The sequence below is a fragment of the Dyella sp. AD56 genome (assembly GCF_002878475.1).
GTDB lineage: Bacteria > Pseudomonadota > Gammaproteobacteria > Xanthomonadales > Rhodanobacteraceae > Dyella.
Genome location: NZ_NRDP01000023.1, coordinates 82,392 through 104,277, shown reverse-complemented (window position 1 = coordinate 104,277; position 21,886 = coordinate 82,392). Strand labels below are relative to the sequence as shown.

Below are 21,886 nucleotides of genomic sequence, written 5' to 3'. Positions count from 1 at the left end.
ATTCCTAGTGCCGCCGTGTACACAAACGTCACGACTCCGTGGACAATGTGCCGGCCCATCAGTCCGGGGGGAGCCGGAACCATGACTCATAGCGATGCCGCGGGCCGCCCCGTGGCCCAACTGCTTGTTGTCACGCGCAGCCTTGTCGAGCTGACCGACCGAGCCGTCTCCGACAGTGAGCTGTCCCACGCTGCCGCCGACGTGCTGATGTTCGCGGCGCGGCAGGCGGCCCGACTGGTGGAAGACGTAGTGAGCCTTCGCTCACGCGATCCCAGTGACGCCGGTGCATTCGTACAGTGCTCCAGCAGTGCAGAGCTCGACCGTGCCTACAACGATCTAGAGTGCCTGGCCGAAGCGGCCGGCATGATCCGCGCGCATGGCATCGGCTCGCAGTACCGTGCGCATCTCGCTTACCTGATGCGCTATGCCGCGGAATCGGCCTGCAACGCACTGGAGCGCGCGGAGCGCTCCATGAACCTGGCCGACATCACCAGCCTGACCCATGCGTGGGTGATGGACGCACGGAACTAAGATCTGCCGCGCCGCGACAGAAGGCTTACTTCTTGTTCGGCGCGTCTGCGGCGGGCACCTGCTCCAACGGTCCCACCTGCACGTGGCCGACCCAGCCATCGAAGACATTGACTGCCGCCTTGTCCAAGGCCTTCATCACGGTCTCTATCGGCGGACAGCCGTTGGGATCGGCCACGGGTCGCGATGGGTCGGTCATGCCCGCCATGCAGAATTTCGCGCCACGCGCGCTCAGGCGGTTCAGCGTGGCCATGCCGTCCGTGTAACGGCGCTCCGCGCGCGGCCCAGCGGTTGCATCGCCATAGACCGGGCGCATGCTGACCAGCAATTGTTCGGCAGCGTGCCGATCGGCTTCCGTGGCGTTTTTCAACGCCGTGTCGTACGCCTGCCGGAATGGCGAATTGGCACGCTCCGACGCCAGCGTAAGCCAGGCCAGACCCAACGCCGGGCTCACCGGTTGATTGTCGCCGTTGAGTGCCATCACGCCGAGCACGTACTGCGCGGGCTTGCTTGCCCAACTCGCGGCGGTCTTGAAGAAGCGTTGCGAGGTGGCGTACTTGCCCAGCCCGTAGGTCTGCGTGCCCAGGCAATAAAAGTAGTCGCCCGGCAGGATCTTCTCTTCGCCAGACACGCAGCGCGTGCCGGCAAGATCGGCATCGGTCGGCGGCGTGTCGCTCTCCGCGGCGGTGTCCGCCGACTGCGCCCACGCCTGCGGCGCGGCGACGGCCATGAACAGGGCCAACGTCCATGCGATCAAGCTGCCCTGCCGTCCTTGCGTGGTCATACCCGTCTCCGTTGATGTGCCTTGTTCAATGACGGCACATCCTAACCTTGACTGGCGTACGAAGGATGACGACGGCGCGAAGTATGTTCTTGCGACACCCACGCCTCCACGGTGCCTCGTCGCGTGATGTCGGACATGTGTTCCTAGGCACACACCCGCGCATCAGCACGACGAGGCTCGCGGATTGTGTCGATGACGACGCGACGCGTCCTTGCGTCCAATCGCAAATTCGTCAGATGCGTCAGGCCGTATCTGCCCGTCGTGACGAAGCACTCAGGGAAAGTGCCACCAGCACCACCGCCAGCACCGCGTACGCAGCCGCGAACTGCCACGCGAGCTGGCGCTGGGCCTCATCGAGCTGCCACGGCAGATAGATGCCGCCGCTCAGCTCCACCGAGTGGATCACGCCGAACAGGCTGAGCGCCGCGCCAAGCAGCAGAATCAACGCCGCACGCAACGCCTTGCCATCGATCATGGCCACCACGAAGCTTGCCCATACCATCGACGTGATGATGAAGCCGTTGCCCAGTGCATTGATGATGGCCAGCTCGGAGAAACCGTGCGTGCGATCGCCCAGCAACGCAGCAACGTGCTCGGGCGACACATAGGTAGGGTCGCTCAGCTTGATCGCCACCATGCGCGCAATGGCGGGAAAGAAGCTGAATACCACGGCGGGCGCGTAACGCATCGGCGTCGCCTCGAACGCTTGCACGGTGATGCCGATGGCGACGAACACCAGGATAGGTGCCAGCACCGATAGCGGAATCAACTCCACCAGATTGGATAGATAACCAAACACGCCGCCCAGGCCCACGAACAGGCCAGTGAGCAACGTATAGCCCGTGCCTGCACCCATGGCCTTGTAGGACGGCTGACCGATGTACGGCGTGGTCTGCGCCACGCCACCGCAGAAACCCGCCACTAGCGTTGCTACTGCTTCCACCAACAAGATGTCGCGCGTGCGGTACTCGTCCCCGGCGGCGCGCGCACTCTCTGTCACGTTGATGCCACCCACCACCATCAACAGGCCGAACGGCAGGATCAACGGCAGATAGGGCACCGCAGATCCCAAGCCACCGATCCACTCCAGCGTCGGTAGCGGCAGCGCGAAGCGCCACGTCCACGGCTTGGGCGGCTCATAGCCGCTGCCTAGCCCACCGAGTGGGCCGAGCACGTAATAGAGCAGCGCACCCACCACGAAAGCGACCAGCACACCCGGCAAGTTCCACGGCATGCGTGCGCGCGCCACCAGCGCATAGAGCACCACGCCCAATCCCGCAAAGCCCACCAGCGGGTGCTTGAGGATTTCCACCAGCGGAAAGAACCCCATCAACACCAGCGCAATGCCCGCGATGGAACCGAGCAGGCCGGCGCGTGGCACATGCCGTTGCACCATGCCGCCGAAGAACGACAGCACGAACTTCAACACGCCCATGATCACCAGCGACGCCATGCCTAATCGCCAAGTGGCGAGCCCGGCCGCCTGTGGATCGAGCCCCATCTGCTTGAAGTGCAGAAACGCAGGCCCCAGCACCAGAAAGGCCATGCCAATGCTGGTGGGCGCATCGAGCCCCAGCGGCATCGCGGTGACATCCGTCCGTCCACTTTGACGCGCGAGTCGTCGGGCCATGGCCGTATAGGCCAGGTTACCCAGCAACACGCCGAAGGTGGTGCCGGGCACCATGCGCATGAACACGATGTCGGCGGGAAACCCGAAGACGCCGATCAGCGCCGTGGCGAGAAACGCCAGCACCGACAGATTGTCCACCACCAACCCGAGGAACCCGTTGAGGTCGCCCGGCGATATCCAGCGCTCACGTACCGTCACACTCATCTCAGAACGACACCTCGGCCGGTTGGGTCACGCGCAACACGGACTGATCGCCCGTGCGCTGCTTCCATGCGGCGCGAATGGCCTCCACTTTATCGCGGTTGGCGGGGATATCGGGGTAGTCGATCACCAGCATCTTCGAACGCAGGCGCTCAGGCGTTGCCTGCCCCTTGCCCTGCCACTGGCCATAGACATCCACCACGCTCAGCCCATCGGGAAAGCGCGGCGTCACTTCGGCGTCCAGGAAGGCGCGCCAACCCTGTTCGGTCACCCCGTGCGAGTCGTCGCCCACCAGACCAAGCCCGAAATACAGCCGCGTTTCCACCCAGCCCTGCGTCTGCGCGGGGTGCGCCGCATCGCCATGCAGGGTGGCCTGGGTCACCGGCGCGGTGGTTGCGCAGCCCGACAGCAGCGCCGCCGATAGCAGCGCGGAAACAAAAAGCATATGACGCATCGTTATGTCCTTATGTTCGTTTGGACATCCAGACGGATAAAAATCCATGGATGTCTTCGCAAAGTATTGACAACAGAACTTGCGCAATGCAACAAATAACTTACGGTCACGTAGCCATACGGGCCCACTGCCAGTTTCACCGGGGACACAAGGTCTGTTTGACATGAACGTCGCTACACCTGGACATCGCTCGACGCCGCATGGTCATGCCATGCGGCGATGTTGCCCGGGCTGACGCTCTGGCGCCCTGATGGGCGCCCTTCCCTTTCTCTATCCATCCTCCGGCGCCCGATCCAAGGGCGTCATGGACTGCTGCGCTCCAAGGAAACCCGATGCCGATCAACACCGCGGCCCTACGCCGCCGACTCCTGCCGGCCCTGATTGTCGGGCTGCTCGCGCCAGTGGCGCAGGCCCAATCCCAGGCCGGCGACGGACAGGCCAAGACGCTCGATCAGGTTGTGGTCACCGGTGTCCGCGCCAGCCATCGCACGGCACTGGAATCACCGGTGCCTGTCGACGTGCTGACACAGGACGACCTGCGCGCTGCCGGCGCGGTCAATGGCGAACTCGGCCAGGCGCTGGCGACGTTGCTGCCCTCGTTCAACTTTCCGCGCCAATCCAACTCGGGCGGCTCGGATCACGTGCGTGCAGCGCAGCTACGTGGACTCTCGCCTGACCAGGTGCTCGTGCTGGTGAACGGCAAGCGCTTCCATACCTCCGCGCTGGTGAACACGGATACCAAGATCGGCCGTGGCACCACGCCGGTGGATTTCAACGCCATCCCCATCAGCGCGATCAAGCGCGTGGAAGTGCTGCGCGATGGCGCCGGCGCGCAATACGGCTCCGATGCCATTGCCGGCGTGGTCAACATCATCCTGGACGATGCGCCACAGGGCGGTGAGGTCACTGCCACGGGTGGCGCCTACCACACGCATTTTCGCCCGGCCGACCGCGACATCACCGATGGCGACTCCGGCTACGCCGCCGCCAAGTGGGGCACGCGCTTGGCCGGTACGGGCTTTTTCCGCTTCGGTATCGAGGCGAACAACCACGGCTCGACCAACCGGGCCGGCATCGACACCGTGCCGGACTGGCTAGCCGATCCCACGCCGTCAAACTTGGCGCTACGCGGGCGGCGCAATTACGCCGCGGGTGACCCCGCCGCACAGAGTTACAACGGCTGGCTCAACAGCGAAGTGCCGCTAGGCGGCAATGCAACGTTCTACTGGTTCGGCACGTACACGCAACGCCATAGCGTGGGCGACAACTATTTCCGCTACCCGGACAGCAGCGCCAACATCACCTCCGTCTATCCGGACGGCTACCTGCCCAAATCCGTCGGCAGCGATCGCGACCTGCAAACCGCCGCCGGCGTACGCGGCCTGCTCGGTGACTGGCACTACGACGGCAGCCTTAACTGGGGCAGCAATGGCTTCGACTACGACCTGCGCGATTCGCTCAATGCGTCGCTGGGCCCGGACAGCCCGACCTCGTTCCATATCGGCAGCTATACCTTCAACCAGGGCAGCGTGAACGGCGATTTCAGCCATGATTTCAACGTGGCATCGCGCAACGTCACGCTGTCATTGGGCACGGAATACCGCCACGAAAATTTCCGCACGCGTCCGGGTGACCCTGCGTCCTACATCGCCGGCCCTTACGTCGACGCACCGGTCGGCGCGCAGGCGGGTGGTGGTCTGCAGCCGCAGGATGCCGCCAACCTGTCGCGCGACGTGGGCGCGGCCTATGCGGAGCTCTCCAGCGACGTGACCGAACACGTGTTCATCGATGCCGCCGCGCGCTACGAGCACTACAGTGACTTCGGCGGCAACTGGAGCGGCAAGCTCAGCGGCCGCTGGGAGTTCGCTCCTGGGTTCGCATTGCGCGGTGCCTGGTCCAACAACTTCCGCGCGCCATCGCTCAGCCAGATCGGCTACGAGGCCACTACCACCGGCTACGGCGCGGACGGCAAGCTGGTCACCGGACGCATTCTTTCGGTGAACAACCCCATCGCGCGCGGGCTAGGCGCCGAACCGCTGAAGCCCGAGAAGTCGCGCAACGCCAGCCTGGGCCTGACCGGCCAGGTGGGCGAGCACTTCGACTTCAGCCTGGATGCGTACCAGATCAACATCGACCATCGGGTCACGCTGTCGGAAACCATCGACAGCCCGGGGCTGGAGGATTACATCCTGCAGCACTTCGGCGTACCCGGCGTGCAAAGCATCGCGTTCTTCACCAACGCGGTGGACACGCGCACGCGCGGCGCGGAACTGGTCGGCAACTACCGCACGCCGCTCGCCGGCGGCGGTCTGTTGCTCACCCTGGCCTACAGCCACAACCACACCGATATCCTGCATGTGATTCCCACACCTGAGGCACTCGCCGCAACCGGCGCCGGCAACGTGCTGTTCGGCGTGGAGGAACAGAACACGCTGACGGATGCCGCGCCGCGCCAACGCGGCTCGTTTACCGCCAACTGGAGCAACACGCGCTGGAACCTGCTGGGGCGCGTGACACGCCAGGGTTCCGTGGTGCGCGTGTTCGACTTCGGCGGCGGCGACGTGCCCACGCAGACCTACGCGCCCCGCTGGCAGTTGGATGCGGAAGTGGAATTCAAGGCGACGACGCAACTGAGCTTCGCCGTGGGCGGCTACAACCTCACGGACCAATACCCCACCCGCTCCAACAGCGAGATCAACTACGCGGGCAACTTCCCTTATGACGTGATCTCGCCTATCGGCCTCAACGGTGCCTATTGGTACGGGCGGGTGCGCTACACCTTCTAAAAATCTGTTCAAAATTTCACATGCGCGCTCATTCCCCTCACCGTCATTCCGGCGCAGGCCGGAATCCAGTGACCACGTAGCTCGGTTTTCGTAGTAGAGCCAAACGCTTGAAGTCGACGCGATAACCGATGGCGTCCGTCACTGGATTCCGGCCTACGCCGGAATGACGCCCGCCAGGGTTGGAGATTTTGAACAGGCTCCAAGAGCCTGCTCTAAGCGCCTGCGCCGTCTCAGGCCATGGGACGGCACGGCGGCAGTATGCGGGACATCTCTCGCCCACTCGGCGAGAATGCCCGCTATGAGCGATACCTGCCGCTGCCAACCATGAGCCACACCCTGGACCTGCCTCTGGAGAGCCCGATCCAGCCGGGCCTGATGGTTATCCATGGCAATCGCATGGAAGACCTGCGTGATCTGCTGACGGGCTGGCTTGCCCGCGCGCCGCTGCGTCCGCTGGAAGATGAGCTGATGCTGGTGCAGAGCAACGGCATCGCGCAGTGGTTGAAGTGGGCGCTGGCTCGGCCCACCGGCGTAGGCGGAGGCCTGGGCATCAGTGCCGCCATCGACGTGCAACTGCCCGGCCGATTCCTGTGGGCGGCCTATCGCAGCGTACTGGGGCGTGATGCGGTGCCCACCACGTCGCCATTCGACAAATCCCGCTTGAGCTGGCGACTGCTGCGCCTGCTGCCCGCGCATCTGCACGAGGCCGAGTTCGCACCGCTGCGCGATTTCCTTCGCGACGACCCCGACGAGCGCAAACGCTTCCAGTTGGCCGAACGCGTGGCCGACCTGTTCGACCAGTACCAGGTGTATCGCGCCGACTGGCTCGCGGACTGGGAACAGGGGCGGTATGTGCTGCGCAACGATCTGCGCGGCGAGCATCCCGAGCTTCCCGCCGATCAACGCTGGCAGGCTCGCCTATGGCAGTTGCTGCTCGACGACGTGGGCGAGGAGCGCCACAACCATCGTGCCGCCGTGCACCAGGCCTTTCTCGATCGCATCGACACGATGACGACGCGGCCTGCAACGCTGCCTCGCCGCATCGTGGTGTTCGGCATTTCCTCGCTGCCACAGCAGACCCTGGAAGCGCTGACCGCACTGGCTCGCTTCAGCCAGGTGATGCTATTGGTGGCCAACCCCTGTCGGCATTACTGGGCCGATATCATCGAAGATCGCGAACTGCTCAAGGCCAGCCAGCGCCGCCACGACCAGAAGCCCGGCTTACCGGCCGAGCCGCGCTACGAAGATCTGCACCTGCATGCCAATCCGCTGCTGGCCGCCTGGGGCCGACAGGGGCGCGACTACATTCGCCTGCTCGACGCGTTCGACAAGCCGGAGGGCTATCGCTCGCAGTTCACTGCATGGAACCGCAGCATCGACCTGTTTGCCGATACCGATGGCAGCACGCTGCTGCGGCAGATGCAGCAGGCCATTCTGGACCTGGAGCCGCTGCCAGTCGAAGCCGCCCAGCGCAAGCTGTGGCGCGATGATGACACCTCGCTGCGTTTTCACGTCGCGCACGGCCCGCAACGCGAAGTGGAGATCCTGCACGACCAGTTGCTGGCGATGTTCCAGGACGCGGCACAACGCGGCGAGCCGCTTTCGCCGCGCGACGTCATCGTGATGGTGCCGGACATCCAGACTTATGCGCCGCACGTACAGGCCGTCTTCGGCCGTCTGCCGCCGGATGATCCGCGCCACCTGCCCTTCTCCGTCGCCGATCAACCCGCGCGTGGTGCCGTGCCATTGATGGTGGCGCTGGAGCATCTGCTGTCGCTGCCGGAATCGCGCTTTGCCGTGAGCGACCTGCTGGACCTGCTCGACGTACCGGCGTTGCGCAGCCGCTTCGACATCGACGAAAACGGCCTGCACACGCTGCGGCGCTGGATCGAAGGCGCAGGCATCCGCTGGGGCCTCGACCGCACGCAGAAACAAAGCCTGGAATTGCCGGGCATCGAACAGAACACCTGGCGCTTCGGCCTGCGCCGCATGCTGCTGGGTTACGCCGTGGGTGAAGGCGACACCTGGCATGGCATCGCGCCTTACGGTGAGGTGGGCGGATTGGATGCCGCGCTGGTCGGCCCGCTGATCCTGCTGATGGACCAGTTGGAGCAATGGTGGGCGCGCATGCGCGAACCTGCTGCACCCGATCAATGGCACGAACGCCTGCAACAGTTGCTGCTCGACTTCTTCGATGCAGACGACCCGGCCGATAGCGACCGCCTCACGCGCCTCAACGATGCATTGGACGAGTGGAAGCAGGCCTGCGCGGAGGCAGGCTTCGCCCTGCCCTTGCCACTCAACATCGTGCGTGAGCATTGGCTTTCCGCCATGGACGAAAGCCGGTTGTCACAACGCTTCATGGGCGGCGCGGTGAGCTTCTGCACGCTGATGCCGATGCGCGCCATTCCGTTCCGCGTGGTCTGCCTGCTCGGCATGAACGACGGCGACTACCCGCGACGACAAGCTCCCGCTGACTTCGACCTGATGGCGCAGCCCGGCAACGCGCGCCCTGGCGACCGTTCACGCCGCGAGGATGATCGTTACTTGTTCTTGGAGGCGCTGGCCTCCGCGCGCGACACGCTCTACGTGAGCTGGGTGGGACGCAACGTGCGTGACAACAGCGTGCTGCCACCTTCCGTGCTGGTCGGCCAACTGCGCGACTACATCGCCGCCGGCTGGCATCGCCTGGGTGACGATCCGGATGACATCCGCAGCGGCGAACATCTGCTGGACGCGATGACCACCGTGCATCCGCTGCAACCTTTCAGCCGCCGCTATTTCAACGCGGATGCCGACGCCCACCTGTTCACCTATGCCCGTGAATGGCGCCAGGCACTTCGCGACCACGACGATGCAGCGATGAACGGATCGCTGGCACCGTGGGAGCCCGATGCCGCCATGAGCCTGGCTTTGTTGCAGGGCTTCGTGGCGCGGCCGGTACGCCACTTCTTCAACCATCGCCTCAAAGTCCATTTCAATACATGGAACGAGGAAGCGATGGACGAGGAGCCGTTCGGCCTCAATGCGCTCGAACGCCACGTCGCCACGACCAGCGTTCTGCGTGCCGCCGTGACGTCGGCCGACCCTCGCGCTGCCGTCGACGTTGCTACCCGCCAACTCGTCGACCAGGGCAGCTTGCCTCCCGGCGGCTTTGGCGAACTCGCACGCGATGCACTGGCCCGCGAAAGCGGCGACCTCGCCACCCGCTGGCGCTTGGCCTGCGAGCGCTGGCCCTTGGTGGATGAAAAGATCGAAGTGCTGCACGAGGCGCACGGCGTACGCCTCGAAGACTGGCTGACCGACTTGCGCCGCGGGGACGAAACCCCTTACGTGCGCCTCGAACTGGCCACGGGAAAGCTGCAACAGAAGAACGACATCCGCTACGACAAGGCAATCAACGCCTGGGTTATCCATGTAGTGGCGCACGCGCTAGGCCTACGCCTGCAGTCGCGCATCATCGGTACCGACACGACCTTGGTGCTGAAACCGTTGGACGCTGACGACGCCCGTATGTGCCTCAACGCCATGCTGGCCTGCCTGCTCGAAGGCATGCGCATGCCGCTGCCCGTCGCACGCAAAACAGCGTTCGCGTGGCTGCAGAATCCGGACGATCCGGAGAAGGCACGCAAGCAGGCGCAGCTAGCCTATGAAGGCAGCGGCTTCGGCGGCGTGGGCGAGGTGCAGGAAGACGCCTATCTCGCCCGTGCATGGCCGCGCTTCGACGCGCTCGAAGCCGGAGGCTTCCATCATTGGCTGGCGCTCTACCAGCCCATGCTACCAGCCATCGTCAATGGAGCGGATGCATGACGGCGACCGCACCGCTCCAGCCCCTGCAACTGCCCCTGCAAGGCATCCAGCTCATCGAAGCCAGCGCGGGCACGGGTAAAACCTGGACCATTGCCGCGCTGTATCTGCGACTGGTGCTTGGTCACGGCACGCATCAAGGGAAGGCGTTGCTGCCTTCGCAGATCCTCGTACTCACCTTCACCAAGGCAGCCACGGCGGAGCTGCGTGAGCGCATCCGTGAGCGCCTGGGCGAAGCGGCGGATGCGTTCCGCGGACGCCGCGAGGCGGATGAATTCCTACGCAGCCTGATCGATGTCTATCCCGACGACGACAGCCGCGCACGCGCCGCGCGCCAACTCGACCTGGCAGCGCAATGGATGGACGAATCGGCCATCCACACCATCCATGCCTGGTGCCAGCGCATGCTGAGCCAGCACGCCTTCGACAGCGGGCATCCGTTCGTGCAGGACACGGACACCGACGAAAGCGCGCTGCTCGCCGATGTCGTACGCGACTATTGGCGCTGCCACTTCTTTCCGCTGGATCGCGACGGCGCCGCACTGATCTCGCGCTGGTGGAAAACACCCGCCGACCTGCAGAGCGACCTGCAACCCTTGCTGCGGCAACCGCCGGAGAGCTTGCGACTGGATGGTCGCCCCCTGCCCGATGCCGAGCGGACGCTCGATGAATTCCGCGAGCGGGTCGGCGCTTCAGCCATCGCCGAGGCACAAGCCCGACAGCGGTGGCTGGACGACGTCGACGCCATCGAAGCCCTGTTTGCGCAGGCGCTGGCAGCCGGCGCGCTCAATGGCAACAAGATGCGCAAAGAGAAGGTGATCGACGAACTCGCCCTGCTCCGCGCCTGGGCCAGCGATGGCGCGGACGCATCCATCGCCTTGCCCCGCTACACGCGCACCGCGTTGGCAGCGGCAAAGAACAAGAGCGCCGAAGCGCTGCAGCATCCCGCCTTCGACGCCATCGAAACCTGCGTGGAAGCGCACGGACTGGTCGCGCCCTGGCGCGCACCCGTGCTCGCGCACGCCACCCGCTGGGTCGCGGCCAAACTTGAGGAAACCAAGCAACGCCGTTCGCAGCTCGGCTTCGACGACATGCTCAAGCGCCTGGACAGCGCGTTGTACGGGCATACCGGCAAGCGCCTGGCCGACACCATCGCCACGCAGTATCCGATGGCGCTGATCGACGAGTTCCAGGACACCGACCCGCTGCAGTGGCGCATTTTTCATCGCATATACGCGCATCGCGACATGAACGGTCTGCTGCTGATCGGTGACCCCAAGCAGGCGATCTACGGCTTTCGCGGTGCGGACATCCATACCTACCTGCGTGCCCGCACCAGTGCGCGGCAACCGATGTGGACACTGGGCACCAACTACCGCTCCACTGTGCCGTTGGTGGATGCCGTCAATCGTGTATTCGCGTTTGCCGACACGCACGAGAACGGTGCATTCGACTTCGGCCGTGGCAAGGATGCGCTGCCGTTCTTCCCCGTGGCCGCACGTGGCCGTAGCGACGAGCTGGTGCTGGATGATCAACCGCTACCGCCCATGCAACTGGCAGTGCAGCCGGGCGACGACGCGATCAGCGGCACGGCCTATACCGACCTGATGGCGAAGCACGCCGCCGCCTATCTAGTCGATCTGCTCACCGCCGCGCAGGAGGGGCGCTGCGGTTTTCGGCGCGAGGACGGGACGCTGCGCCCGTTGCAGCCGGGCGACATCGCCATTCTTGTACGCCGTGGCTCCGAAGCGGCGAAAGTGCGCGAGGAAATGCAGCGTCGTGGTCTCAAGAGCGTGTATCTCTCCGACCGCGATTCGGTCTACGCCTCGCCGGAAGCCACCGACCTGCTGCGCTGGCTGCGCGCCTGCGCCGAGCCCGGCTCGGATCGCACCATGCGCGCCGCGCTCGCTACGCCAACGCTGGGCCAGAGCGATGCCGAGCTCGATCGCCTCAACCTTGACGAACACCATTGGGAAGCCTGCGGCGACCGGTTCCGCCTGTTGCACGCCACGTGGCAACGCCACGGCGTGCTCGCCATGCTGCACGACCTGCTACACGCCTTTGACCTGCCCGGGCGACTGCTGTCGCATCTCGACGGCGAGCGCGCACTGACCAACCTGCTGCATTTAGCCGAACTGCTACAGCACGCCGCGTCCACGCTGGATGGCGAGCACGCCTTGATCCGCTACCTCGCCGCGCAGATAGCGACCGCCAGCGACCCGCACTCCGACACCGCCGACGAGCAAATCGTCCGCCTGGAAAGCGAAGCGGCGCTGATCAAGGTGGTGACCATCCACAAGTCCAAGGGCCTGGAATATCCGCTGGTGCTGCTGCCTTTCGTGTGTTCGGCGCGCGAACTGAAAGCCGACGACAGCTTTACCTGGCACGACGATGATGGCGAGCTGCGCATGGACCTGCGCGCCGATGACGCTGCGCTCGCACGCGCAGACCGTGAACGCCTGCAGGAAGACCTACGCCTTCTCTACGTGGCCCTGACCCGCGCGCAGTACGCCTGCTGGCTGGGCGTGGCCTGCACGCGCGCTGGACAGGGCAAGGCATCGACGCTGCACAAATCGGCGTTCGGTCATGTGTTGTCAGGCGGCTCGAAGATCGAGCCCGCCGAGCTCTTGCCGCGACTGGACGCTTTGCGCGGCGACGGCAGCGACATGACCATCTGTTTGCTGGACACGCCAGCCACCCAGCCCGTGCCTGCCTCGCCGTCCGAGATCAAACCATTGTGGGATGCGCGCAACTACGAGGGCCCGACCACGGAGCGCTGGCGCGTATCGAGCTACAGCGGCCTGAAGTACGCCGAGGTCGAGCACATACACATCCCCGCGCCGGAAACAGCAGCGCAGGACACGCTGATCGAGGCTAGCGCCGAACAACCCGTGCTGCCCAACGCCGTTGCGGCACCGGCGCAAGGCATCCACGCTTTCCACGCCGGTGCGGAAGCCGGCACGTTCCTGCATGACCTGCTGGAATGGTCCGCCGACGAAGGCTTTGCACAGACCGCTGACGACCCGTCGGCGCTCGAGAATGAAATTGCACGGCGCTGCCAGCGGCGCGGCTGGCAATCGCACATTGCCATGCTCACCGCATGGATGGCGGAGCTGCTGCGCACGCCACTCGCTCTGCCGGATGGCACACGTGCATCGCTGGCACAGATGGACAGCCACTACGCCGAACTGGAGTTCTGGTTTGAGGCGATGCACGTCGACACGCTGGCACTTGATCGGCTGGTGACGACGCATACACTGGATGCGCGCCCTCGCTTGCCGCTGCTCGCTGAGCGTATCAACGGCTTGCTCAAGGGCTTCATCGATCTGGTGGTGGAGCAACAGGGCCGCTACTACGTGATCGACTACAAATCCAACAAGCTGGGTAACGACGCCACCGCGTACACGACGGAAGCGATGCGCGATTCGATCCTGCGCGAGCGCTATGACCTGCAGTACGCGCTGTACACGCTGGCACTGCACCGGCAGCTGCGCGCTCGCCTGCCCGGCTACGACTACGAGCGGCATATGGGAGGCGTGGCTTACTTGTACCTGCGTGGTGTGGACGAGGCCGGGCACGGCGTACATATCGAGCGCCTGCCCAAAGCGCTGATCGAAGCGATGGATCACCTGTTCGCCACCGGAAAGCACGCCCATGTCGCCTGAATCCCGGCTCACGTCCATGGAACAGGCGATCGAGCGCAACTGGTTGCGACCGTTGGACGTCGCCTTTGCGCGTTTCCTCGATGCACAGGATCCGAACGCCCCGCCTGCCCTGCCCCTGCTCGGCGCGCTAGTCAGCCGACAGCAAGCAGACGGCCATCTCTGCCTTGACCTGTCATCGTGGGAATCCCTGGCGGACGACGGTGGCTGGCCTTCCGACTGGAAGGCGATGCTCGCCGAGGCCGCGCGCGCACCGTCAACGTTGCTCTCATCCATGCTGCTGGCCGCGATTGATGATCCCGCGCGCAGCGCCTCGCCATTGGTGCTCGACGGTGACCGGCTTTACTTGCGCCGATACTGGAACCACGAGCAACGGGTCGCACAGGCGATCAGCCAGCGCCTGGCCAATACGTGGGAAGCATCACCGCTACTGTCGGCACAACTCACTCGATTGTTCCCCGCCGTCTCCACCGAGGCGCCCGACTGGCAACGCGTGGCGTGCGCACTTGCCGCGCGAGGCGCCTTCACGGTGATCACCGGTGGGCCGGGTACCGGCAAGACGACAACGGTGGTGCGCCTGCTCGGCCTGTTGCAGACCCTGCATCGCAAAGAAACCGCACGCCCCTTGCGCATCCGCCTCGCCGCACCGACCGGCAAGGCAGCGGCGCGGCTACAGTCGTCCATCAGCACACAGATCGCGCAACTGGACGTCGACAGCGACGTGCGCGCCAGCATTCCCAGCCAGGTAGATACATTGCACCGCCTGCTGGGTGCGCGGCCAGATACGCGGCGCTTCCGTCACGACGCCAGTCATCCCTTGCACCTGGACGTGCTGGTCATCGATGAAGCGTCGATGATCGACCTGGAGATGATGTCCGCCGTGCTGGCCGCGCTGCCGGACAACGCCCGCCTGATCCTGCTCGGCGACAAAGACCAATTGTCATCGGTGGAGGCTGGTGCCGTGCTTGGCGACCTGTGTCGCCGCGCCGAAGCCGGCCATTACAGTGCGGCCACAGCGGCATGGCTGCGCGATACCACCGGCGATCGTATCGATACATGGGTATGCGATGACGCCCGCGCGCTGGACCAACATGTGGCGATGCTTCGCCACAGCCATCGCTTCGGCGCGGACAGCGGCATCGGCACGCTCGCGCAGCGTGTAAACGAAGGTGATGCAACACAGGTGCAGGCACTGCTTTCCAAACGGCTCGCCGATATCGCCTGGGTCGATGCCGCTGCCGATGCGCGCACACTCACTGACCTGGTGCTCGACGGCGGCGCGTCGCGCTTTCTGCCGCGCGCCGATGGCGAACAACCGCACGGCTATCGCCACTACATTGAATGGTTGCGGTGCGAACGCCCGTCGGCGGCAGCCGCGCCCGATGTATTCGACGCATGGGCCCGGGGTGTGTTGCGTGCCTTCGGCAGCTTCCAGTTGCTGTGCGCGTTGCGACAAGGCTCGTTCGGTGCGGAAGGACTCAACCGCCAGATCGCAGGCATTCTCCATCAGGCTCAACTGATCGACAGCAGTCACGAGTGGTACGAAGGCCGCCCCGTGCTGGTCACGCGCAACGACTACAGCCTGGGACTGATGAACGGTGACGTAGGCATCGCCCTGCGCGTGCCTGACGAACAGGGTGTGATGCAATTGCGCGTGGCGTTCGAAGTCGCCGGCGACGCGGCGGACCACGCGTCGCGCATCCGTTTCGTCTTGCCCTCGCGCCTGAGCGAACGGGAAACCGTCTACGCAATGACGGTGCACAAGTCGCAGGGCTCGGAATTCGACCACGCCGCACTCGTATTACCTGCGGAGGCCAATGCCGTGCTTACGCGCGAACTGCTCTATACCGGCATCACGCGCGCGCGGCGCTGGTTCAGCCTGCTGACGCCGGCCGCCATCGTACGACAGTCCGTGGAGCAGCCCGTGCACCGCCACTCCGGCCTGTATCAGCGCTGGTCATCAGCGGACGCACACCAGAATTCGAGCAGTGCCCGCGACTAGCGGCGCTGCTCCAGCGTGGCCTGCAAGATGACCAGCACGCGGCCGTCCGTGATGACCGGATCGCTACTCCGCGCCGTGATGCGGTAATACCGCCGTGAACTCTCCGAGTGGCCCCCGTAGTTGCGGGCATTCGCGCTTTGTTCGACCGCCGCACCCTGCTCCGGATCGAGCCAGTCACCCATGTTCTCGATCACGTACTGAGGCTGGCCAGGGGCGACTTGCGACACGGTGAAGTCACCGCTATCCACGGTATGGATACTGCCCTTCGGCAAACCGGGATCGTTGAACGGGTTGGCAAGGCAGGCCACTGTCTGACTCTGACAGTTGCGCGCACTCTCTTCGGGATGGCTGATCAGACGTGACTGCGCCACGCGTAGCGCTGCCTCCGCATGCTGGAACGCGATCTGACGATCATACTGATGGGCCGACATCTTCTGTTGCAGCAGCGTGCCGCGCAGGCCCGCGAAGGCGACCAAGGTGAGCACGACGAGCAGTAGCAGAGCCGCCACAAGCGCGAAGCCGCGCGCCCTCGTTTGTCGCCGAGCCATCTCACTGCACCCGATTGCGCAACGTGGCCGTCATACCGAACTCGCGCGAGATGGGTGCATTGTTCACGCCCGCTCGTGGGTCGGCGCTCTGCAGAGTGAACGTCACACGCACCGCGATAACGTTTTCCCAATCGGTCACTTCGGTTGCGCGGCTGAATGGCCCTGCATGGTCGCGCTGCTGATAAGCCAATTGCAGATCCGTCACGCCTCGTACCATCTCCTGACGTTTGAGCGTGCCGCCCTCCAGCCCCAGGCGATAAAGCGACAGTCCCTTATCCGGATTGATGCCGAGGTACCAATCCGAGACGTAGACAGGCGCCAGCATGGCGTTAGGGCCGAAGACATACCTGTTGGGTGACTCGCACGATGCGGGATAACCGAGCCCGGCCGAGCAGTTGCCCTCGCCTTTGGCATGCATCACGGTGCGCCCGCTGACGCTGCTGGATTTGAAGATCGCCGCGTGATCGTAATCGCACACGATGAACACCTCGCCAGTGGAGAGGTCCGCACTCGCCTCACGCAGAGTGAGCGTCGCCCGGGCCTCATCGTGTGAGGCAACGCTATAGCTCGTGTCTTTGCTGCCCAGCAGTTGCAGCGACGGCTTGCCCGCCACACGGTCGCCTGCGGCCTTGCCTACGGGGGTATCCGGATCATTGCCATCAAACCCAAGGATGGCGCGGCGCCAATCACCCCACCAGATAACGCCGCCATTGTCTGGCCCGATGGCCAGTACATTGGCGACGCGTCGGTTGCCACATCCCGTAGCGCCAGCATTGCGGATATCCCGCGCCAGCAGCTCGAAGGCCATGCGCGAGCTGTCTTGCACATCGGCCAAGGCATGCGTGGTGCGGGCAATGTGCTGAGATGCCAGGAAAACGCTGCTGACGCCCACGACGACGATCGCCCCGATCAGCATGGCGACCATGAGCTCAATGAGACTGAAGCCTCGCCGCCCGGCATATCGCGATGGGCGCGCTAGCGAACACGACGACACGATGGCTCCGGAGACAGATGGCGAAGCCACCGATACTCCATGCCTTGGCGAAGGCCGTATAGCGCGCGACGCCCCGATCAACGCAGGGTACAGAACGCTTTGTGGTGTGCGCTATCCCTTACCTATCCGCCAGCATGATGTTCTGGCGGATACGACGGCCGTCAGCCCTGATGAGCTGACGGCGGTGCCGCCCTTACCAGCAATCGGATGTCTGACCCGTACTCGTGGTGCGATTTCCCGCCTGATCAAGGCTCAACGTGCCGCACATGCCATCGCGCGTCTTCTGCGCGTCCTGAGGTGCTGCATTGATCTTGTATGTGGTCTGGGTCGGTGTGCTATCGAACGCATACTTATAGAACCGACCGGTCTGCTGGCTCGATGAACAATCCAGACTAGGCAACGCTACATCCGTAGCGGACTTGTCGCTCCCCGTCTTGTCGTAGCGCAAATACGTGGCGTTGTACCGCTCCATATAGCTCGACAACTGCGAGAGACATCCCTCTGCAGCCACGCGATTGGCCTTGGTCACGTGCTTGAGGTACGAGGGGAAAGCCACCGCAGCGAGAATGGCGATGATCGCCATCACGATCATCACCTCGATCAGGGTGAATCCCGCGTGGCGCCACAGTGACACATCCCGAGATGTCATCACTGTTCCCTGTCCGCGCATGCGCGTACGGACCCGAGCCTGCTTAGTCATACGCTGCCCCTTCACTGATTGATCATCTCGCGCCAGGAAATACGGGTGAGATTGTTGCCGCCGCCCGAGGTCTGGATGCTGGCGTTGGAGCCGTTGTCGAAACTCATGAGCATGGAGCTGCCCACAAAGATCGGGTTGTTGGGCAGCGAGTTGAAGCCGATACCAGCAGAAGGCTTACCGTTGACATAGTCAGAAGAGTCCACCTTGCCGTCATGGTTGAGGTCGAAGAAGCTCGTCTGCGGGTTGGTACCGGTGAAGGGATCCACCGCCATGACCCAGCCTGTACCCGCGGGATTGCACGGATCATCAGAGTTGGGGATGCGCGTGGTGCCCAGCAGGTAACTGCCTTGGAACTGGTTGGGCGTGACCATGCGCTCGCCCTGCGCCTTGGTCGTTCCACCAGTGACGGGCTGCAACAGGTCCATATACCAACCCGAAAGTCCCGTCATCGACTTGGCCTCGTCCGTGGTGGTAACGGTACGACCACCGGATTTGGAGAGGTTGCCGGACGTGTCAACGGTCGCCGACGTTTCTGACGTGATCGCCCGCTGCACCAGTTTTGCGCGTGTCTTGGTGGTCTGGTCGGTGATGGGCGTGCTGCTGCTGTTGGTACCCTTGGCAATGATCAGGCCATACCAGCTCTGCGTGCTCGTATCCGTCAGGTCCGACAAGGTGAGGTACTTGCCCGTACCGAAAAACAGCCACAGATCGCCCGCCGAGCTTTTGCCCATGAGCATGCCCGCAGTAATCGGTTGAGGGGCTTTGGCCGCCGTATCCGACGTTGCGGTGAACAACAACGTACCCGCACTGCTCGCATCGGTCAGGTCGAAACTCCACACATTTCCATCGAGGTCGCCGCCATAGGCTGCCGTGCTCACGCCGTTGGTTGCGGTGCCAATCCAGACAGCAGGTGCCGCCAGACCCGTTCCATCCGTGGTGCTGTAGACGGTCATCGAGCCGTCGGTCAACGCAAACTGCAGCAATGCTGCCGTGCCGGCCGCGCTGTTGTAGCCATTGCCCATCAACACCGACCACTTGCCGGCCGCGGTCTGCGCAATTACCGGCTTGCCGATCATCTGCCCGATGTACTTACTATTGCCATCCGAATTGCCGTCGTTGGCAGAGCGCTCCCACAACAGCTTGAACTTGGTGGGGTCCGTAACGTCCAGCGCATAGACCGTCCGGGCAAGACCACGCCCCGTGGTACCGACCAGCACAGTCTTCCACCCACTGGCGGTGTAGACATCCGATATGGCCAGTTCGCCATCGTTGAAGTACTGATGAAGCGGGCTACCCGTATTGCTGTCTCCATAGCTTTTGTTGGTCAGGTCTGCGATGCCGTTAGGGCCGCCGTACTGGATCACTGCGCCAGGAAGATAGGCGAAGGTTTCGGCACCATTGATATCGAAGGCGTGCAGATAACCATCGTTAGAGGCCACGTAGAGACGACCAGCGCGACTGGCGTTGTCACTGGCGTACGTGCTGAACGTGTCGGTGCCGGTGAACGTCTGCCCCAGGAACTGGTTGGCCGAAGGTGCCCCCACATACACCGGTTGCGAACTGACAATGTCGCCAATCAACGATTCGCGCTTGCGGAAGGCTGCTCCTGTCGTACCTTCTTTGGTCTGATCGCCGCGCAAATAGTTGATCACGTCTGTCTGAGCGGTCGTGCTTGCACCAAGCGCCGTAAGCTGGGCAGTCGAGAGCTTGGGCAAGCCGCCGTCGGCTCCAACCTTGAACGCAATCGATGTGGTGCCGTCGGCGGTGGTGTAGATGTTCCGGTCGGCCGCAGCGGGCAGCTTCGACGAAGCAGTCCACTTCGACTTGGTGTCGATGGCACCCGTGGTGGAGTTGACGTCGTAGGCCAACAGATCACCGGTCCATTTGGAGGTCGTGTAGGTGGCCTGGTACGTCACCGTGCCCGTCTGCAACTGCGTGGAATTGGACGATAGACTTGCGGCCGAACCGGTACGCGACGTGGCCCGTTTGAGCGCATCTGCAAGACCTGCGGAGAAACTGGTAGGACTGGTGGCCGAATAGAAACCACCGCGGCTATTGAGCGCGGCGTGCGCGAGATCCGCGATGTTGTTGATGCTGTCAGCCTTGGGCGTAGGCCAGCTGAAACTGGTGATCCAAGACTGCGTTGGCTTATACGTGCCATTGGCCCAGTTGAAAACCTGCTCAATCGTGGTACCGGACGGCGAAAGCCCGGTAGGGGTGAACCCCAGGCCCATGGTGAACGTCACCATGTGCTGCCAGAACGCGGGATCGTCATCGCTGGTCGGCACCTCGTTCAACGAATTGGGGCGAAGGTCGGTGCTCCAGTAAGTGAACGCCACATCCGCCAACGTGTTGGAGTTGCCATCAGCGTAGGGGGTAGCAGCGACATACTTGTAGGTCGCCTGGTTCGGCCCCGTAATGGCGGTGCCCATGCTCGTATTGTCAGCGTTCCCTGGAGTCGAAAAGTTCTTGTCGCTCTCATTCCAGAAACCATCCGTCGTGAGAATGGTGTACGACTGACGACATGCGAGCTCAGCTCCCTTCGTGGTCGGAGGGTCGCTCGACATCGCCGACCAGGGCTGAGCCTGCTGGTAATACGTTCCCGCTGCCGTAAGCGCCTGACGCAGCGGGGTACCACCGGAAGCCGTCGCTTTGGACACCCAGTTCCAGAACGCATTCTTCTGATCAGTACCGCTGGACCCGTCACCAAACGGCGTCACCTGGGCGATGTAATTGTTTCCGCCGTTGTAGCCATCAGCGTACTTGTACCGAGAGGATGGCAGGTTGGCGTAATTGCCATTGCCCTTGCTGCTATCACCACCGTCGATAGATCCGAAACCGACGCGATATTTTTCACTGAGCCCGCTAAAGGCTGCCATCAGGCCGCTTTTAGCCATCAGGATTCGTGTGTGGTAGTACGCGAACCAATTGGCCGCATTCTGTTGATCTGCCGCACTTTCGCTGCAGTTGCTCAGGCCCGCTGCGCTGCAGTCGCCGGCGTGGCTGGCAATGTAATACCGGGTGTAAGACGAAGAATTCGTCGCCGACTGCACTGTATAGGTGAACACGCTGACGGGGCTCTGCGTGCAAAGCTTACTTTTGCTGGTGTAGGTGGATCCGCTATCACACGTTGGCACATTGGGCGCGTAATAGGTGATGATCTTGCCGCTGGTTTTCTGGCATTTGCCGATGTTGTCGCCGCTGGTAAGTGGCCCCGTATCACCGCTGGCGCAAACCATGGTCGGCGAATAGGTATTCGATGAACCACTGACGCTCTTGACGTACGCAATGCTGCTTGAGCTGTAGCCGCTCCTGCTGCTGTCCTGCGAGCCGTCATAGCGCGAGAGGTTCACGGTTCCATCGGGCTGATTGAAGCCGTTGACCCATGTATTGGTAAAGCTGGCATTGGGGTAATAGGTGCCGTCCGCCATGGGCGGTGCTGTGTACGTGGTCTGAGGGTTGTAATAGACGCCGTTGACGCTTGCGCTGGCGAGGCCGCTAGACGACGTATCGCTCAAATACCCGTAGTCGGGCATCACGTCCCACGCCATCGAGCCGGAGTCGTCGAGCATCAGCAGGATGTTCGGCGGCACCGTTGGCCTTTGAATCAATGGCGAACTATCTACCGTCACGGCGGCCTGCGCGGGCGCACTCAGCACGCCAAGTGCGCACACCATGGCGCTGGTACCGGCCAGCCGACCCAGGAACTTGGCGAGCGTCTGGCTCGAATGAAATGGCATGCGCATGAAAGAAAGCCTGTCAGTGACTACGGCGTGTGGAGTGGAAGCAC

At 63.5% G+C, this 21,886-nt stretch carries 12 protein-coding genes; 5 read left to right on the top strand and 7 right to left on the bottom strand.

All coding sequences use genetic code 11. The annotated features are described in order from the left end of the window. Positions 1–81: 81 nt before the first annotated feature. Entirely contained in the window at positions 82–531 is a 450-nt protein-coding gene (locus DyAD56_RS14955; RefSeq protein ID WP_102303569.1) for a hypothetical protein, read from the top strand. A gap of 25 nt (positions 532–556) precedes the next feature. Here DyAD56_RS14955 and DyAD56_RS14950 read toward each other — a convergent pair whose 3' ends face one another. The 3 genes from DyAD56_RS14950 to DyAD56_RS14940 all read right to left on the bottom strand — a co-directional run bounded on the left by DyAD56_RS14950 (position 557) and on the right by DyAD56_RS14940 (position 3,588). Continuing rightward, the gene (locus DyAD56_RS14950; protein WP_102303568.1) at positions 557–1,312 is read right to left on the bottom strand and encodes a hypothetical protein; all 756 of its coding nucleotides are present in this window, start codon (positions 1,310–1,312) and stop codon (positions 557–559) included. A 241-nt stretch (positions 1,313–1,553) separates the two neighbouring features. After that, complete coding sequence (locus DyAD56_RS14945) at positions 1,554–3,146, bottom strand: hypothetical protein (protein WP_102303567.1); 1,593 nt, start codon at positions 3,144–3,146, stop codon at positions 1,554–1,556. A gap of 1 nt (position 3,147) precedes the next feature. After that, positions 3,148–3,588: a DUF3574 domain-containing protein gene (locus DyAD56_RS14940; RefSeq protein WP_233202498.1), complete on the bottom strand. Its 441-nt coding sequence runs from the start codon at positions 3,586–3,588 to the stop codon at positions 3,148–3,150. Positions 3,589–3,929: 341 nt separating this feature from the next. On the opposite strand from DyAD56_RS14940, the gene DyAD56_RS14935 reads away from it, so the two are divergent. From DyAD56_RS14935 to recD, 4 genes are all read left to right on the top strand, one after another. After that, complete coding sequence (locus DyAD56_RS14935) at positions 3,930–6,383, top strand: TonB-dependent receptor (protein WP_102303565.1); 2,454 nt, start codon at positions 3,930–3,932, stop codon at positions 6,381–6,383. A gap of 258 nt (positions 6,384–6,641) precedes the next feature. Next, positions 6,642–10,193 (top strand): exodeoxyribonuclease V subunit gamma, encoded by a 3,552-nt coding sequence (gene recC / locus DyAD56_RS14930; RefSeq protein WP_233202480.1) that lies wholly within the window; start codon positions 6,642–6,644, stop codon positions 10,191–10,193. After that, positions 10,190–13,855 (top strand): exodeoxyribonuclease V subunit beta, encoded by a 3,666-nt coding sequence (recB, locus tag DyAD56_RS14925; RefSeq protein ID WP_102303564.1) that lies wholly within the window; start codon positions 10,190–10,192, stop codon positions 13,853–13,855. The genes recC and recB overlap by 4 nt, the downstream gene beginning before the upstream one ends. After that, positions 13,845–15,854, top strand: a complete 2,010-nt coding sequence (recD, locus tag DyAD56_RS14920; protein WP_102303563.1) for an exodeoxyribonuclease V subunit alpha — start codon at positions 13,845–13,847, stop codon at positions 15,852–15,854. Before recB ends, recD begins: the two co-directional genes overlap by 11 nt. Here the strand turns inward: recD and DyAD56_RS14915 are convergent. From DyAD56_RS14915 to DyAD56_RS14900, 4 genes are all read right to left on the bottom strand, one after another. Continuing rightward, the gene (locus tag DyAD56_RS14915; protein WP_102303562.1) at positions 15,851–16,402 is read right to left on the bottom strand and encodes a PilX N-terminal domain-containing pilus assembly protein; all 552 of its coding nucleotides are present in this window, start codon (positions 16,400–16,402) and stop codon (positions 15,851–15,853) included. The two genes, recD and DyAD56_RS14915, sit on opposite strands and share 4 nt — an antisense overlap. 1 nt (position 16,403) lies before the next feature. Further along, positions 16,404–17,426, bottom strand: coding sequence for a prepilin-type N-terminal cleavage/methylation domain-containing protein (locus DyAD56_RS14910; protein WP_233202478.1), 1,023 nt, complete (start codon positions 17,424–17,426; stop codon positions 16,404–16,406). Between the two features lie 163 nt (positions 17,427–17,589). Further along, entirely contained in the window at positions 17,590–18,045 is a 456-nt protein-coding gene (locus DyAD56_RS14905) for a type IV pilin protein (RefSeq protein ID WP_304529235.1), read from the bottom strand. 62 nt (positions 18,046–18,107) lie between these two features. Next, positions 18,108–21,842 (bottom strand): PilC/PilY family type IV pilus protein, encoded by a 3,735-nt coding sequence (locus tag DyAD56_RS14900; protein ID WP_233202476.1) that lies wholly within the window; start codon positions 21,840–21,842, stop codon positions 18,108–18,110. Positions 21,843–21,886 lie beyond the last annotated feature (44 nt).